This is a genomic window from Nonomuraea sp. NPDC003709 (assembly GCF_040610775.1).
Taxonomy (GTDB): Bacteria; Actinomycetota; Actinomycetes; order Streptosporangiales; family Streptosporangiaceae; genus Nonomuraea; species Nonomuraea angiospora_A.
In genome coordinates this window covers 1-15,347 of sequence record NZ_JBEXMW010000016.1, presented here as the reverse complement: position 1 = coordinate 15,347, position 15,347 = coordinate 1, and the positions used below count along the sequence as shown (strand labels likewise).

The 15,347-nt window shown below is 70.7% G+C and carries 13 protein-coding genes and 2 pseudogenes; 10 read left to right on the top strand and 5 right to left on the bottom strand.

Going from position 1 to position 15,347, the window contains the following annotated elements; translation table 11 throughout:
- The first annotated feature begins 61 nt into the window (after positions 1-61).
- Positions 62-475 (top strand): TIGR03668 family PPOX class F420-dependent oxidoreductase, encoded by a 414-nt coding sequence (locus ABZX61_RS39125; protein WP_355201478.1) that lies wholly within the window; start codon positions 62-64, stop codon positions 473-475.
- Here ABZX61_RS39125 and ABZX61_RS39120 read toward each other — a convergent pair.
- A complete protein-coding gene (locus ABZX61_RS39120; protein WP_355201476.1) occupies positions 465-1,139 on the bottom strand; it encodes a ThuA domain-containing protein in 675 nt (224 codons plus the stop codon). The two genes, ABZX61_RS39125 and ABZX61_RS39120, sit on opposite strands and share 11 nt — an antisense overlap.
- 89 nt (positions 1,140-1,228) lie before the next feature.
- Here ABZX61_RS39120 and ABZX61_RS39115 point away from each other — a divergent pair, with 89 nt between their 5' ends.
- The gene (locus ABZX61_RS39115) at positions 1,229-2,113 is read left to right on the top strand and encodes an RNA polymerase sigma-70 factor (protein WP_355201983.1); all 885 of its coding nucleotides are present in this window, start codon (positions 1,229-1,231) and stop codon (positions 2,111-2,113) included.
- Between the two features lie 8 nt (positions 2,114-2,121).
- Positions 2,122-2,883, top strand: coding sequence for an SDR family oxidoreductase (locus ABZX61_RS39110; protein WP_355201474.1), 762 nt, complete (start codon positions 2,122-2,124; stop codon positions 2,881-2,883).
- A 6-nt stretch (positions 2,884-2,889) separates the two neighbouring features.
- On the opposite strand, the gene ABZX61_RS39105 is transcribed toward ABZX61_RS39110, so the two are convergent.
- The gene (locus ABZX61_RS39105; protein ID WP_350724507.1) at positions 2,890-3,462 is read right to left on the bottom strand and encodes a TetR/AcrR family transcriptional regulator; all 573 of its coding nucleotides are present in this window, start codon (positions 3,460-3,462) and stop codon (positions 2,890-2,892) included.
- 78 nt (positions 3,463-3,540) lie between these two features.
- Between ABZX61_RS39105 and ABZX61_RS39100 the strand changes: the two genes are divergently transcribed.
- The 4 genes from ABZX61_RS39100 to ABZX61_RS39085 all read left to right on the top strand — a co-directional run bounded on the left by ABZX61_RS39100 (position 3,541) and on the right by ABZX61_RS39085 (position 9,445).
- Complete coding sequence (locus tag ABZX61_RS39100; protein WP_355201472.1) at positions 3,541-5,190, top strand: FAD-dependent oxidoreductase; 1,650 nt, start codon at positions 3,541-3,543, stop codon at positions 5,188-5,190.
- A complete protein-coding gene (locus ABZX61_RS39095) occupies positions 5,187-6,617 on the top strand; it encodes an ATP-binding protein (protein ID WP_355201470.1) in 1,431 nt (476 codons plus the stop codon). The genes ABZX61_RS39100 and ABZX61_RS39095 overlap by 4 nt, the downstream gene beginning before the upstream one ends.
- A gap of 70 nt (positions 6,618-6,687) precedes the next feature.
- Positions 6,688-8,301: an AbgT family transporter gene (locus ABZX61_RS39090; RefSeq protein ID WP_355201469.1), complete on the top strand. Its 1,614-nt coding sequence runs from the start codon at positions 6,688-6,690 to the stop codon at positions 8,299-8,301.
- Between the two features lie 10 nt (positions 8,302-8,311).
- Positions 8,312-9,445 carry a M20 family metallopeptidase gene (locus tag ABZX61_RS39085; RefSeq protein WP_355201467.1) on the top strand — a complete coding sequence of 378 codons (1,134 nt, stop codon included), beginning with the start codon at positions 8,312-8,314 and terminating at the stop codon, positions 9,443-9,445.
- A 302-nt stretch (positions 9,446-9,747) separates the two neighbouring features.
- On the opposite strand, the gene ABZX61_RS39080 is transcribed toward ABZX61_RS39085, so the two are convergent.
- Positions 9,748-10,770: an ROK family transcriptional regulator gene (locus ABZX61_RS39080; protein ID WP_355201465.1), complete on the bottom strand. Its 1,023-nt coding sequence runs from the start codon at positions 10,768-10,770 to the stop codon at positions 9,748-9,750.
- A gap of 73 nt (positions 10,771-10,843) precedes the next feature.
- Between ABZX61_RS39080 and ABZX61_RS39075 the strand changes: the two genes are divergently transcribed.
- Positions 10,844-12,022 carry an MFS transporter gene (locus tag ABZX61_RS39075; protein WP_350724495.1) on the top strand — a complete coding sequence of 393 codons (1,179 nt, stop codon included), beginning with the start codon at positions 10,844-10,846 and terminating at the stop codon, positions 12,020-12,022.
- A 163-nt stretch (positions 12,023-12,185) separates the two neighbouring features.
- Positions 12,186-12,985, top strand: a pseudogene (locus ABZX61_RS39070) (aminoglycoside phosphotransferase family protein).
- 417 nt (positions 12,986-13,402) lie between these two features.
- Here the strand turns inward: ABZX61_RS39070 and ABZX61_RS39065 are convergent.
- Positions 13,403-14,296, bottom strand: a complete 894-nt coding sequence (locus tag ABZX61_RS39065) for a DUF1963 domain-containing protein (protein ID WP_355201462.1) — start codon at positions 14,294-14,296, stop codon at positions 13,403-13,405.
- Positions 14,297-14,590: 294 nt separating this feature from the next.
- On the opposite strand from ABZX61_RS39065, the gene ABZX61_RS39060 reads away from it, so the two are divergent.
- Positions 14,591-14,968: a nuclear transport factor 2 family protein gene (locus tag ABZX61_RS39060; RefSeq protein WP_355201460.1), complete on the top strand. Its 378-nt coding sequence runs from the start codon at positions 14,591-14,593 to the stop codon at positions 14,966-14,968.
- 73 nt (positions 14,969-15,041) lie between these two features.
- Here the strand turns inward: ABZX61_RS39060 and ABZX61_RS39055 are convergent.
- Positions 15,042-15,347: pseudogene (locus tag ABZX61_RS39055) on the bottom strand (hypothetical protein); the annotation flags it as partial.

Here is a 15,347-nt window from a genome sequence, read left to right as displayed (position 1 = left end):
CGTCGGCGACATGCGGTCTTGTAGGTTCCGGACCGATCCGCCGGCGGTGAGAATGGGGCGCATGGACGGCGAGCGGGCCCGCGCGAGGTTCCGGGGCGAGCGGGTGGCGCGGCTGGCCACGGCGAGCGGCGACGGGACACCCCACCTGGTGCCCGTCACCTTCGCCGTGGTCGCGGACCGGGTGGTGACCGCGATCGATCACAAGCCGAAGACCACCACCGACCTGAGACGGGTGCGCAACATCCGGGAGAACCCGCGGGTCAGCCTGCTGGCCGACCACTACGAGGACGACTGGGCCCGGCTGTGGTGGGCCCGCGCCGACGGCCTGGCCGCGGTCGTCGAGGAGGGGCCGGAGCGCGAGCCGGCGCTCGACGCGCTGGCGGCCAAGTACGGCCAGTATCGCGAGCACCGGCCCGGCGGCCCCGTGATCCTCGTGGACGTGACCCGCTGGAGCGGCTGGTCGTTCACTCCGTGATGGTGACGGGCCGCTTCAGCAGCCACAGCGCGGCCCGCTGGAGCATCGCGCGGTGCACCTCGTTGTCGTACGACCTGGTGTCGTGGCCCAGCGCGTCGTAGAACACCCGGCCGCGCCGCACCGGCCGCGCCCAGACCAGCGGCTGGCCGTTCGAGGACGCCAGCGGCTCGACGTCCGGCAGGATGTCGAGGTCGCTGTAGACCTCGTCCACCACGTCGAAGTCCCGCAGCCCTTCGACCACCGGGTGATCGCCGTGCACCCGCACGCCGGTCCACCCCAGCGGGGGATGGTGGGACTTGGGCCAGGTCCAGCAGCCGCCCAGGACGCGCGGCCAGCCCTGCCAGTCGTCGAAGCAGATCGACGCCGAGTGCATGCACAGCAGCCCGCCGCCCCGGTCGAGGTGATCGAGGAGCGTGGTGCGGGCCTGCGCCGGTAAGGCGAAGCGCCACTCGTCACGCAGGTCGGCGAAGCGGTCGTGGTCCATCTGCCAGCGCAGCGCGTTGACGGTGATGAGCTGGACCTCCGACGGCTCGCTCAGCGCGCCCGCGATGTCCTCGGTGATCTCCGACTCGACCCCCACCTCGGCCAGCACTTCCGCGAGCGCTGCCGACGTGGCGGCGAAGTCGTGGAACGGGCCTCCTGACAGGATCAGATTTCTCGCCACCCGCCAAGCTCATCATGCTTACCGCGGCTTTTCCACCCATGGAGCGTCGACTGGCCCCACTTCGGCACCCTCGCCGGTGACCGGGCATGATGCCAACCGTGGACTTCGAGGAGCACCGCCCCATGCTGCTCGGGCTGGCCTACCGCCTGCTCGGCAGCATGTGGGACGCCGAGGACGTCGTACAGGAGGCCTGGCTGCGCTGGCAGGGCACCGACCGGAGCGAGATCAAGGAGCCGCGCGCCTTCCTGGTGACCGTGGTCTCGCGGCTGGCGCTCGACCAGCTGCGCTCGGCGCGGGTCAAGCGCGAGGCGTACACGGGGCCGTGGCTGCCCGAGCCGGTGATGACGGCGCAGGCGGGGCCGCTGGACACGGCCGAGCTGCGGGACACCGTCTCGTACGCGACCCTGCACATGATGGAGCGGCTGTCGCCGCCGGAGCGGGCGGTGTTCGTGCTGCGGGAGGCGTTCGAGCTCCCGTACGACGAGATCGCGGAGATCGTCGGCATCTCCGTGGCCAACGCCAGGCAGCTGCACCGCCGGGCCTCCGTCCGGCTCGCCGAGGGGCGCGACCGGTTCCACCCGTCGGCCGAGGACCACACCGAGCTGCTGACGAAGTTCATGGACGCGGCGGCGGGCGGCGACCTCGCGGCGCTCACGGAGCTGCTGCACGAGGACGTCGTGTCCTACAACGACGGCGGCGGCAAGGTCAGGGCCGCGCTGCGGCCGATCCTCGGGCGCCACAAGGTGGTGGCCTTCCTCAACGGCCTGCTCAGCCGTTACGACTTCGCCGACTCCCGGCTGATCGAGCTCAACGGCCAGCCGGCCCTCTGGACCCGGGTCGCGGGCCACCGCCAGGTCGTGCTGATCGACGTCCGCGACGGCGTCATCACCCGCATCTACGGCCTGCTCAACCCCGACAAGCTCACCCGCGTCACCCCCGACGCAGCGGTCGCGGCACTCCCGGACGATCTATAGTCGCCCCTATGGATCTCGGCATCTCGGGCAAGGTCGCCCTCGTCACCGGAGGCAGCGCGGGCATCGGGCTCGCCGCCGCCAAGAGCCTGGCACGGGAGGGCTGCGACGTCTGCGTCGCCGCCCGCAACCCGGAGCGGCTCGCGGAGGCGGTCGTGCAGTTGCAGGAGTACGGCAAGGTCGTGCACGCCGTGCTGGCCGACGTGGAGGACCCGGCCGCGGCCCGGCGGGTGGTCGAGGAGACGCGTGACGTGCTCGGCCCGATCGACATCCTGGTGGCCAGCTCCGGCGGGCCGCCGTCCGGCCGCTTCGACGAGACGAGCCTGGCCGACTGGGACGTCGCCGTCCAGCGCAACCTGCTCGGCACCGTACGCCTGCTGTACGCGGTCCTGCCCGAGATGCGCTCGCGCGGCTGGGGCCGCATCGTCACGATCACCAGCAGGTCGGCCCGCGAGGCGCTGGACGGCCTGGCGCTGTCCAACGCCACCCGCTCGGCCGTGGCCGGCGTCGTGCGCACGCTGGCCCGCGAGGTGGCCCGCGACGGCGTGCTGGTCAACAACGTGATGCCGGGCCCGATCGACACCGATCGGCTGCGGACGCTGGCGGGCGACGAGGAGGGGCTGGCCCGGCGAGGCGAGGCGGTGCCGATCGGGCGCGTCGGCAACCCGGAGGAGGTCGGTGACGTGGTGGCGTTCCTGGCCAGCGAGCGGGCCTCGTTCGTGAACGGGATCTCGATGCTGGTGGACGGCGGCGAGAGCCGCGTCATTGCGTAACGGGCGTCACTTCCGCACCAGCGTGCGCGCGATCGCGGCGGCCCAGGGCTCGTCCGCCTCCGGGAGCTCGACGTAGTACGTCAGGTTCGCCCGGTGGAAGCAGGCGCCCATCAGCATCGACGCGGCGGCGTCGGCGTCGATCCCCTCGTCGAGCCGGCCGCCGCGCTGCTCGGCCCGGAGGATCTCGGCCAGCGCCCGGATCGGCAGGTGCGGGCCCATGTCGCTGGCGGCCAGCATGCCCCTGAACCCCGCCATGAGCGACGGGTCGGCCAGCAGGCCGGAGGCGATGGCCGCGGCCTTGGTGTAGAACTCCAGCGCCATCAGCGCGAACTCGGCCAGGTTGCCGGCCAGGTCGCCCTGCCCGGTGCTCTCCCGCAGCCGCTCCAGCGCGGGGCCGAGCGCGGGCAGCCGCTCCAGCAGGACGGCGAGGAACAGCGCCTCCTTGCCGGCGAAGTGCTTGTAGAGCAACGCCTCGGAGCAGCCTGCCTGCTGGGCGATACGCTTGGTGGTGGCACCCGCGATGCCGAACTCCCTAATCGCCTGCTCGGCGGCGTCGATGATGCGATCGCGTGTACGCATCCGACCATGATATGAGCGAGTGCCTACCGACTCCCCCGCACATGACATGCTTCCAGTAGGGACGAGTGGGGAGAAGACATGGACAAGCCGGTCATCGTTACCGTTGATGACGATCCGGGCGTCTCACGGGCGGTGGCCCGCGACCTGAGACGCCGCTACGGCCAGGAATACCGGATTGTCCGCGCCGAGGCGGCCCGGGACGGCATCGAGGCCGTCCGGGAGATGCGGCTGCGGGGTGACGAGGTGGCGGCCATCCTGGCCGACTACCGCATGCCGCAGATGAACGGCGTGGAGTTCCTCGAGGCCGCCATGGACTTGTATCCGTACGCGCGCAGGGTGTTGCTGACCGCCTACGCCGACACCGACGCCGCGATCCAGGCGATCAACGTGGTGGATCTGGACCATTACCTGCTCAAGCCGTGGGACCCGCCGGAGGAGAAGTTCTACCCGGTGATCGACGGCCAGCTCGACGCCTGGATGCGCACGGACCGGATCGAGCGGTCCGAGCTGCGGGTGGTGGGCGACCGGTGGTCGGCTCAGTCGTACAAGGTGCGTGATTTCCTGGCCCGCAACCACGTGCCGTACCGGTGGATGCTGTCGGAGGACCCGGAGGGCGAGCAGTTGGTGAAGGCGGCCGGCGAGGGCTGCCACCTGCCGCTCGTGGTGACCGCGGAGGGCACCACCCTGGAGTCGCCCGACCAGGCCACGCTGGCGGCGGCGGTGGGCCTGTCGACCACGCCGGCCACCGACTTCTACGACCTGATCGTGGTCGGCGGCGGGCCGGCCGGGCTCGGCTCGGCCGTCTACGGCGCCTCGGAGGGGCTGCGGACCGTGCTGGTCGAGGCCTACTCCTCGGGCGGCCAGGCGGGGCAGAGCTCCAGGATCGAGAACTACCTGGGCTTCCCCGACGGCGTTTCCGGGCAGCAGCTCGCGGACCGGGCGCGCAGGCAGGCGCTGAAGTTCGGGGCGGAGCTGCTGACCGCGCGCAAGGTGGTCTCGCTGGAGCCGCGCGGGCAGGCACGCGTGGTCGGGTTCAAGGACGGCGGGGAGATCGCCGCGCACGCGGTGATCCTGGCGACCGGCGTCACCTACCGCCGGCTGGACGCGCCGGGGCTCGACGAGTTCACGGGCCGGGGCGTCTTCTACGGCGCCGCCCTGACCGAGGCGCCGTCCTGCCAGGACACCGACGTGTACATCGTGGGCGCGGCCAATTCGGCCGGGCAGGCGGCCGTCTACCTGTCGGGATTCGCGAGCAAGGTCAATTTGTTGGTGAGGGGTGACGGTTTGGAGAAGTCCATGTCGCACTACCTCATCGAGCAGATCGCCGCGATCCCCAACATCGAGGTGCACCTCCAGACGGAGGTCGTCGGCGGTGAAGGCGACGACCACCTGGAGCGGCTGACGCTCTCGACCAAGGGCGAGCAGCGCACGGTCGACGCGCAGTGGCTGTTCGTGTTCATCGGGGCGGAGCCGTACACGTCGTGGCTGGGCGAGACGATCGAACGCGACGAGAAGGGGTTCGTGCTGACCGGGCCCGACCTGGTGCAGGGCGGGAAGCGGCCGCGTAACTGGCCGCTGCGGCGCGAGCCGTACTTCCTGGAGACGAACGTGCCCGGGGTGCTGGCCGCGGGTGACGTACGCGCTGACTCGATCAAGAGAGTGGCCTCCGCCGTCGGCGAGGGCGCGATGGCCGTCGCGCTCGTGCATCGCTACCTGGAGAAGCAATGACCAACATCGACATCGATGAACTGCGCAAACTCTTCCTCTTCGAGCGGCTGAACGACGAGCAGCTCACCAAGCTGGCCAACAGCGGCCAGGTGCGCACGTTCGGCCAGGACGAGGTGATCCTCCAGCAGGGCGACCCGGCCGAGTGCTTCGCGGTGCTGCTCGAGGGCGAGATCCAGATGATCAGCGAGACGGTCAGCGCCGGGACCGTGGCGATGCCCCGTGCGTCGCAGCCCGGCGTCTACGGCGGCGCCACCAGCGCCTACCTCGGCGACCGGGCGCCGCAGACGTACCAGCACACGCTGCGGACCACCGCGCCGACGCGGATGTTCTTGCTGCCGGCCAAGAAGTTCGCCTACATCGTGGCCGAGTGGTTCCCGATGGCGATGCACCTGCTCGACGGCATGCTGTCGGGCGGGCGGATGCAGAGGGAGGTCATCGACCGGCGGCAGCGGCTGACCGCGCTCGGCACGATCACGGCCGGGCTCACGCACGAGCTGAACAACCCGGCCGCCGCGGCGGTGCGCGCCGCGAGCGAGCTGCGCTCGCTGATCAAGACCTCGCGGCTGCAGCTCGCCCAGCTCGCCGAGGAGGGCATCCCGCCGGAGAAACTGCGCATGATGATCGAGTGGCAGGAGTCCTGCACGGACAACCTGGGCAAGCTGCCCCAGCGCAGCCCGCTGGAGATGTCCGACGCCGAGGACGAGCTGGGCGACGCGCTGGACGAGCTGGGCGTCGAGGACGCGTGGGACCTGGCTCCCGCGCTGGTCATCGCCGGGTTCACGCCCGACGCGCTGGAGAAGATCCGCACCAAGGTGGGTGAGGAGCGCGCTCCCTCGGCGGTCCAGTGGCTGGCCAAGGCGATCGAGATCTCCCAGATGCTCAACGAGGTGACCGAGGCCACCGAGCGCATCACGTCGCTGATCGGCTCGGCCAAGCAGTACTCGCAGATGGACCGGGCGCCGTTCCAGCAGGCCGACGTGCACGACCTGCTCGACAGCACGGTCGCGATCTTCCGCGGCAAGATCCCCCCGGGCATCACGGTGGCCACCGACTACGACCGCACGCTGCCACCCATCCCCTGCTACGCGGGCGAGCTCAACCAGGTCTGGACGAACCTCATCCACAACGCGCTCGACGCGATGGGCGACGGGGGCACGCTCACGATCCGCACGGCGCACGACGAGGACGAGGCCATCATCGAGATCGGCGACACCGGCCCCGGCGTGCCCGAGGCGATCAAGGACCGGATCTTCGAGCCGTTCTTCACCACGAAGAGCGTGGGTCAGGGCACCGGTCTCGGCCTGGACATCTCGTACCGGATCGTGGCCGGGCGGCACGGCGGGGAGATCAAGGTGCGCTCGGTTCCGGGCGAGACCTGGTTCGAGGTACGGCTGCCGCTCCGGGAGCCGGTTGTCGCCGTCTCTTGACGTTACTCTTGTCAGGACGCTTCCTTACCGCGTGTAATGGTTGACCGAAATGCGGGAAGGAGGCGTGCCCGTGAGCGCGTCCGAGACGGTGACAGGTTCGCGGTCCCTGAACGGCCTCCTCCGGGTGCTGGGCGGGATCGAGCGGCTGGGCAACAGGCTGCCCCATCCGTTCTGGCTGTTCGTCATCCTGGCCGCGTTACTGGCGCTGGTCAGCTGGGGTCTGTCGGCGGCAGGGGTGTCAGCGGTCAACCCGGCGACGGGCAAGACCGTCGTGGCCAAGAACCTGCTGTCCGCCGACGGCGTCCGGATGATGGTCGGCGACGCGGTCACGAACTACACCTCGTTCCCGCCGCTCGGCACGATCCTGGTCGTCATGCTCGGCGTCGCGGTCGCCGAGCGCTCGGGGCTGCTGGCCGCCGTGCTGCGCTCCGGGGTGTCGAGGGTGTCGCCGAAGTGGGTGACGTTCGCGCTGGCGTTCACCGGCATGGTGGCGCACGTGGCCTCCGACGCCGCGTACGTCGTGCTCATCCCGCTCGGCGCGCTGGCCTTCCGCGCGGTGGGGCGCAGCCCGATCCTGGGCATCGTGGTGGCGTTCGTGTCGATCTCGGCGGGCTACGACGCCAGCCCGCTGATCACGCCGACCGACGCCATCCTGTCGGGGCTCACCACGGCCGCCGCGCACACCGTCGATCCCGCCTACACGGTCACGCCGCTGGCCAACTACTTCTTCTCGCTGGCCTCCTCCCTGGTGCTGGCCGCCACGATCACCCTGGTCACCGAGCGCGTGCTGGCGCGCCGGGTCGAGTCGATGCCCATCGACCCGGAGCCCTCCCCCGCCTCCTCCACCTCCACCTCCACCGGCTCCTCCACCTCCACCTCCACCGGCTCCTCCACCTCCTTCGACGAGGATCTGGGCGCGCTGGCGCTCAGCGCCTCGGAGCGGAAGGGGCTGCGGGCCGCGTTGATCGCGCTCGTGGTGTACGTGGCCGCCGTGGTGGCGGCCGTGCTGCCCGCCGGGTCGCCGCTGCGCGGCAAGGACGGCGGCATCGTGCAGTCGCCGCTGCTCACCTCCATCGCGATCTTCCTCGCGCTGGCGTTCCTGGCCGTCGGGTGGGCATATGGGAAGGCCGCCGGGACGATCACCGGCAGCCGGGACATCCCCGGTTTCATGGCCCACGGGTTCCGCGAGATGGCGCCGATCCTGGTGCTGTTCTTCGCGATCTCGCAGTTCCTGGCGTACTTCAAGTGGACCGGCATCGGCGAGATCATCGCGATCGACGGGGCCGGCCTGCTGAAGTCGGCCGGGGTGAGCGGGCCCGTGGTGTTCCTGGGCATCCTGGTCGTGGTCACCCTGATCAACCTGGTGGTGACCAGCGGGTCCGCGCAGTGGGCGCTCGTCGGCCCCGTCTTCGTGCCGATGCTGATGCTGCTGAACATTCCGCCCGAATACACCCAGGCCCTCTACCGCATCGCCGACTCGTGCACCAACGCGATCACGCCGATGAGCCCGTACTTCGTGATGGCGCTCGGCTTCCTCCAGCGCTACCGGCGCTCGGCCGGGATCGGCACACTGGCCTCGATGACCATCCCGCTCTCGTTCACCCTGCTCGTCGTCTGGACGCTGCTGTTCTTCGCATTCTGGTGGCTCGGCATCCCGCTCGGCCCCGGAGCGCCGATTCCTTAGAAAGGACCTCGTGTTGATCACCGACTGGGCCCGGCAGGCCCTCCCGGCCATGCTCGACGACCTCAAGGCCACGGTGGAGCTGGAAACCCACAGCTACGACAAGGCCATGCTGGTCAAGGGGCTGCGCGAGATCCGCGGCCGGGCCGTCGAACGCCTCGGGACGCCGGACGAGGAGGTCCTGCACGACGGCGGGTCCTACGGCGACATCCTGGAGCTGACCTACCGGGGCACCGCGCCCGGCACCGTGCTCATGCTCAGCCACTACGACACCGTCTGGCCGACCGGGACGCTGGCCGCCTGGCCGTTCGCGGTGGTGGACGGCAAGGCGACGGGGCCCGGCGTGTTCGACATGAAGACGGGCCTCGTCCAGTCGATCTGGGCCCTGCGCGGGCTGCGCGAACTCGGGCTGCCGCATCCGAGCGTGCGCTACCTCTTCAACGGGGACGAGGAGATCGGCAGCCCCGCCTCCCGCGCGCACATCGAGGCGGCCAGCGAGGACACGCTGGCGACCCTGGTCTTCGAGGCCTCCCAGGAGGGAGCGCTCAAGACCGCCAGGAAGGGCGTGGGGCTGTTCAACGTGAGCGTGACCGGGGTGGAGGCGCACGCGGGGCTCGACCCGTACGCGGGGGCGAGCGCCATCCACGCCCTGGCCGAGATCGTCACCACCCTGGCCCGGGCCGGCTCCCGCGAGCGCGGCACCACCGTGAACGTCGGCCTGATCAGCGGCGGCACCGGGCGGAACGTGACGGCCGGGGACGCGAGCTGCGGAATCGACGTACGCGTCACGGATCCGGCGGAGATGGGACGCATCGACGACGTCTTCGCCGGCCTGAAGGCGTCGGACCCCCGGGTGACCATCTCGGCCACCGGGGAGTGGAACCGCCCGCCCATGACGCCGAACGCGGCCTCCCAGCGGCTGTTCAAGGAGGCGCGGGAGGTGGCGGCCGGGTTCGGATGGCTGCTGGACGAGGTGTCGGTGGGAGGCGCCAGCGACGGGAACTTCGTCTCGGCACTGGGCCGGCCGGTGCTGGACGGGATGGGCGCGGTGGGGGACGGGGCGCATGCGCGGCACGAGCACGTGCTGGTGGAGCACATCGCGGAGCGCACGGCGCTGACCATGGGCCTGATCACCGCCCTCGCCTGACAGCCGCCTGTTCCATGGGTCGCTGATCCACTGCCACGCACCCTCGACCGGGGCCTCCGCCCGGACCGCCGGCGCCCGCCTTGCCCTGCACCTCGGGGTGGGGCAGCCTTCCGGGCGAGGCGCGGTGCGTCAACGGCCCGCGCGGCAAACGCGGCCCGATCCTGCGCCCGCGCTCTGACCATCAGGCAGGACACGAGGCGTCAGCCGAAGACGCGGTCGCAGTCTGGCCACCAGGCGGGATGTGGCCTCGTCAGCCGAAGATGCGCTCGCGGGCTGACCATCAGGGGGACATGGCAGAGGCGTCAGCCGAAGACGCGGTCGCGGGCCAGGTCGAGGGCGGTCAGCACGGCGCCCTGGAGCACCGCGTTGCCCGTGACCGTGCTGGCGCGGACCTCGGTCGGCGCCGGGGCCAGGGCGCGCAGGTGGTAGGCCACCAGCTCGGCCAGCCCGTCCCCGCCCTCATGCCCCGTCGTCCCGCCGAGGACGACGAGCCCCGGGTCGAGGAGGGTGGCGTAGGCGAAGGCACCCTGAGCGATTCGCCGGGCGAGCTCGTCCCGGTCGAACCTCCGTATGATCTCGGCGTTCAACAGCTCGCAGAACGCCACGCCCCCGACCTCCAGGAACCCGATCTCCCCCGCGCCGCCCGACGCACCCCGGCGCAGCCGGCCCTCGAGAACGACCGCCGCTCCCACCCCGTCGTCCAGCCAGAGGAGCACGAAGTCCTCGCTCCCGGCGGCGGCTCCGGTGCGGAGCTCGGCGATGGCGGCCAGGTTGACCTCGTTCTCAAGGATCACGGGCACGCCCAGGCGCTCGCGTACGGACCCCATCATGCCGGGCCGCCACCCCGGCACGTCGTTGGGTGACACCAGCTCCCCGTGACGCGGATCGACCAGCCCCGGCGCCCCGACCACGACCGTGTCCAGCGCGCGCCGCCCCACCGCGCCCCCGACCACCTTCGCGATGAGGGCCGCCAGGTCGGCTCTCGCGCCGATCGTCGTGCTGGCCTCGCTGACCACTCGCCCGGTGATGTCGGCGACCGTGACGTTGACGGCGTCGCGCCGTACGTCCACCCCGGCCACATGAGCCCGGTCCGCCACCAGTCCGTACAGGCGAGCGTTCGGGCCCCGCCGGTCCTCGCCGCTCTCGCCGGTGACCTCGACGAGGCCGCCTGCCATGAGCCGTTCGATCAGGTCGGACACGGTGGGCCTGGACAACCCGGTCAGCGTGCGGAGCTGCGGCGCGGTCAGCGGACCGTGCTCCAGCAGCAGGTCGAGGGCCAGCCGGTCGTTGATCGCTCGGGCCAGGGCGGGGGTGGCGGTCTTCACGGTCCTCATAATAATCAGGGACCCTGCCTGAAACCTCTTTTCATCAGGAACCCTTCCTGATAATTTTCAGGTCATGAGCCATCACCGTGCCATCGCGGCCGTCTTCGTCGCGCACGGCGCCGTAGCCGGCAGCCTGTCCACGCGCATCCCCTGGATCCAGGAGCACCTGCACCTCAGCCCGGGCGCCCTCGGCCTCGCGCTGCTGTGCCCGTCGATCGGCGCCTTCGTGGGCATGCCGATGGCCGGCCGCCTCGCCTACCGCTTCGGCAACCGCGCCGCCACACGCGTCCTCCTCGCGCTGTGGTGCGCAGGCCTGGCCCTCCCTGCGCTCTCGCCGTCGCCCGTGTGGCTGTTCGGGGCGTTCCTGCTGTTCGGGGCGTCGGCGGGCATGTGCGACGTCGCCATGAACGCGCACGCCGTCCTCCTCGAACGGCATCTCGGCCGCTCGATCATGTCGGGGCTGCACGGCATGTGGTCCGTCGGCAGCCTGACCGCCGGGGGGCTCGGCGCCCTGGCCGCGCACGCGGGCATCGACGCCCGGATCCACCTCGGGGTCATGTCGCTCGCGTTACTCGGCTTCGGGGCAGTGGCCGGGCGCGGTCTCCTCCCCGACAGCGGGATGACGGGTTTCATACGCGACGCGCCTGCGCCTCGGCGCTTCGCGCTCCCCACGCGAGGGATCCTGGTGATCGGGCTGGTCGGGTTCTGCGCGACGTTCGCGGAGGGGGCCAGCTCGAACTGGTCCGCCGTCTACCTCACCGCCGTCACCGACGCCGGCCCCGGGTTGGCCGCCGCCGGATACACCGTCTTCATGCTCTGCATGGCGAGCGCGCGACTGCTGGGCGACCACGTCATCCGTCGGCTCGGTCCGGCGGCGACGGTCAGGGCGGGCGGTGCCGTGGCGGCGGTCGGCGGCGTCCTGGTGGTCGCGGCCCGCACGCCCGCGCTCGGCATCGCCGGGTTCGCCCTGGTCGGACTGGGGATCGCGGTGATCGTGCCGCTCGTGATCGCGGCGGCGGGCAACGCGGGCACGACTCCGGGCGAGGGCGTGGCGGGCGTGGCGACGATCACGTACCTGTCGGGCCTGATCGCCCCGGCCGTGACGGGCTGGGTCGCGGGCGCGCTCAGCTACCCCGCCGCGTTCGCGCTGATCACGTGCGTGGTCGTGCTGCTGACGTTGCTCGCCCCTGTCTTGCGCCCTTCCCGCACCTCTCCCCCGGAAAGAGCCGTCCCTGTCGACGCCCAACCCTGACAACCTGCCGACCTTGCTCGCACCCCTCCTTCAGAAGGAGCCGTCCCTGTCGACGCCCAACTCTGACGACCTGCTGATCGACGAGGCTCTCGTACGCCGTCTACTGGCGGCGCAGTTCCCCCAGTGGGCCGATCTGCCCCTCTCCCCCGTGCCGCGGTCCGGGATGGACAACGCGACGTTCCGGCTCGGCCCGGACATGTCCGTACGATTGCCGCGCTATCCCCGGTGGGTCGGCCAGGTGGACCGCGAGCACGAACGGCTGCCGCGGCTCGCCCCGCACCTGCCGCTGCCGATCTCCGAGCCGCTCGCGAAGGGCGGGCCCGGCGAGGGTTACCCGTTCCCCTGGTCGGTCTATCGGTGGCTGCCTGGTGAGACCACGGAAGACCTCGCCGATCCCGTCGAGACGGCCAAGGAGTTGGCGGGGTTCGTGAGCGCGCTGCAGCGGATCGACGCGACCGGCGGCCCCGGGCCTTCGTGGAGCAACGCGTTCCGGGGCGTGCCAATGGGCGACGAGCGCGACTCGGTGGCCGTCGAAGCCCGCGTACGCCCCAAGATCGAAGCACTGCGCGGGCTCGTCGACACCGGCGCGGTGACGGCCGTGTGGGAGGCGGCCCTGACGGCCCCGCCTGGGACGGCCCGCCGGTGTGGATCCACGGCGACCTCGCACCCGGGAACCTCCTGACCGTCGAGGGCAGGCTGAGCGCCATCATCGACTTCGGCACGCTCGCCGTCGGCGACCCCGCCGTGGACCTGCTGCCCGCGTGGACGTTCCTGCCCTCGGCGGCTCGGGACGTCTACCGGGAGACGCTCGGCGTGGACGACGCGACATGGGCACGGGGCCGCGGCTGGGGCCTCGCTTCGTCGCTCCCGGTGCCCGACGACCCCTACTACGCCGATCCCGTACGCGTCGAGCGAGCCCTGCGCCAGCTCGACGAGATCATCGCGGACTTCCGCGCCACCTGAAAAGGGCGGGATCTTTGGCCCCGAGGACGCCACCCGCCCGAACCGGGCTGCTCTGGCGGGCATTGAGGCCAACTCGGGCGGAGGGCCCTGAGCATGAGGTCAGTCTGTGCGGAGGGCCTTGAGGCGGAGGGCCTTGAGGCGGAGGGCCTTGAGAGCGAGGTTGACGAGGGCGTCGGCGTACTCCGGGGAGAGCGGGCCCGAGCGGTGCAGGGAGCGCTGAAACCGCAGGGCGTAGAGGAATCCTCAGAGCCGAGTCGGCACAGCAGGTCGACGAACGTGGCCTGCTGTTTGACGAACAGCGGCCGGATGTCGATGCGGCCCCAGACAGGAGCTATCGGCCATCACCTCGTCTCATCAGACTCCAGTAGGCATGCGCTTCCACCGCATCATGCGCAGGCCCAATCCTGTTCGTCTTGCTCAGTTGAGATAGAAAAGGTGCTCAACTGGGCGATCGGGGCAGGAACGACACTCGAAGAGGTAGACACTGCCCCCGCCCGACACCATCAGGCCGGGCGGATTGTGCGCGGCCTCGGCTCGTTCGGACCTCGAAAGGTAGATCTCCGGCCCGCTGTCGTCGTCGGGCCGGTCCTCCACCGGGAGCCAGGTCCGCCAGGACTCCCCGTCGAACTCATCACAGGCCACGGTCAGAAGATGGTGGATGGGCTGCCCGCACCTCTCGCAACGGAGCCAGGTCGTCGGGCCGTTCCATCCGTGCGGATGACCACCGACTTTGGTTCCGGGGGCCGCACTGAGGTGGTAGAAGTACGACCACCCGGCCGTCTCCTCGAACCGGCGCAGCCGGTCGTCGATCTCGTTGTGCACTTCCTGCGGTATGTCGTCCCGGTCGGGGTACTCCGTCACCTGCTCCGGGTGCACCACGCAGGGGATGGGAACGTGGCCCTCGAGAGCGTCAGCGGGTGCCGGGGGTGTGACGAGCACACAGCGGACGTCAGCCGCGTTCCTCCAGTGCACCTGCGGAAGGGGGCAGCGCTCGGCGGGCTCCTCCCCGTGGTTGAACGGGCACCACAGCACCTGGAGCAGATCGCTTCCCTGCGGGAACGGCACATCGGGCGCGTCCGCCGCGTAGAGCTGCACGACCGGCACCATGGGCACCACGGCCTCGTGGCGGGTGGCGTCCTCCAGACCGTCGTCGTAGTAGTGGTCCTCGGCGCACCACGGCCAGGGCTCGTCGGCCGGCCACCTCAGCGGCCCTCCGACAGAACTGTCCTCGTACGACGGGTTTCCCGCACGCGGATGCAGCCGGAGCGCGTTCCTGCCGAGCGGCTTCAGCTCGGGAAAGAGTTCCTCCACAGCTACCGGCCGAGGCGGAGTATGGCGGGCCATCATTCACTTCCCCGATGACGTTCCGTTCCGGACGCGAGGACCTTATCGGCTGGGTCCGACAAATGGGCCGGCGCGCTGAATGGCGCCGCAGGGCGAAGATGGCTGGTGGAGCAGCCTCAGACCTGGATGAACGGCTATGGCAAGCTCTGCGGCGCCGCGCCGAAAGGACGGCTCTAGTGCTGTGACCGGGATGGTTCACCGTGATCGGGAGACGGCTCACGGGCTGACCGCGTTTCGCGAAGCGACTGGTATTACTGGCATATGCAGGAAGAGACCGCGCGGTCCGCGATCGACACGTTCATCTCCGCGTTCAACGCCTCGGACGACAGCTATGTGACTGCGCTGCTCTCCCAGGCCCTGACCTCGGACGTGGTCTTCTGGGGGCCGTTGGGCCGCAGCGAAGGGATCGAGGCGGTCGAGCGGTTCGTGCTGGACATCCGGCGCCACCCGGCGGGGACCGGCACGATGGTGCGCTGCTCGGCGGTAGACATGCCTGACGAGTGGGCCCGGTACCAGTGGGTCTTCACCACGCCGGATGGAGGTCCCCGCCTGACGGGAACGGACGTCGTCCATCTGCGGCGGAGCCTCATCGACCAGGTCATCGTCTTCGCGGGGGAGATCGAGCCGTCCGCCTCCTAAATCATCCTTCTCTGGCGCCGTCCTTCTCCTGAACCGGCCCGTTCGGCGCTCCGCGGCTGCGGTTCGCGGTTGGTCAGGCTGTGGTGTTGAGGGGGCGTCCGCCCCAGCGGATGCCTTTCTCACTGCGGATGCGGGCACGTTCTTTGCGTTCGGCGGCCAGGACGTCGCGGTGGCGGGCGTTGGCGTTGCGCCAGCGCAGGCAGGCGTGCAGGGCCCGGGTCTGCACGGTGTGGTTGGGGTGGTTGGAGTTGGCGATGGTGAACTGCCTCAGGGGTCCGAAGTGCGCCTCGTCGGGTAGCTCCGGCGCTTTGCAGCGCCGGAGCCCCCTCAGAACCGGCCGTGCCCGCTTTCCAGGCAACCGGCTCAGGCAAGCCCTGAA

Coding starts and splice junctions, on each gene's coding strand:
- ABZX61_RS39125 (WP_355201478.1), top strand. CDS start 62: ATGGACGGCGAGCGGGCCCGCGCGAGGTTCCGGGGCGAGCGGGTGGCG.
- ABZX61_RS39115 (WP_355201983.1), top strand. CDS start 1,229: ATGCCAACCGTGGACTTCGAGGAGCACCGCCCCATGCTGCTCGGGCTG.
- ABZX61_RS39110 (WP_355201474.1), top strand. CDS start 2,122: ATGGATCTCGGCATCTCGGGCAAGGTCGCCCTCGTCACCGGAGGCAGC.
- ABZX61_RS39105 (WP_350724507.1), bottom strand. CDS start 3,462: ATGCGTACACGCGATCGCATCATCGACGCCGCCGAGCAGGCGATTAGG.
- ABZX61_RS39100 (WP_355201472.1), top strand. CDS start 3,541: ATGGACAAGCCGGTCATCGTTACCGTTGATGACGATCCGGGCGTCTCA.
- ABZX61_RS39095 (WP_355201470.1), top strand. CDS start 5,187: ATGACCAACATCGACATCGATGAACTGCGCAAACTCTTCCTCTTCGAG.
- ABZX61_RS39075 (WP_350724495.1), top strand. CDS start 10,844: ATGAGCCATCACCGTGCCATCGCGGCCGTCTTCGTCGCGCACGGCGCC.
- ABZX61_RS39060 (WP_355201460.1), top strand. CDS start 14,591: ATGCAGGAAGAGACCGCGCGGTCCGCGATCGACACGTTCATCTCCGCG.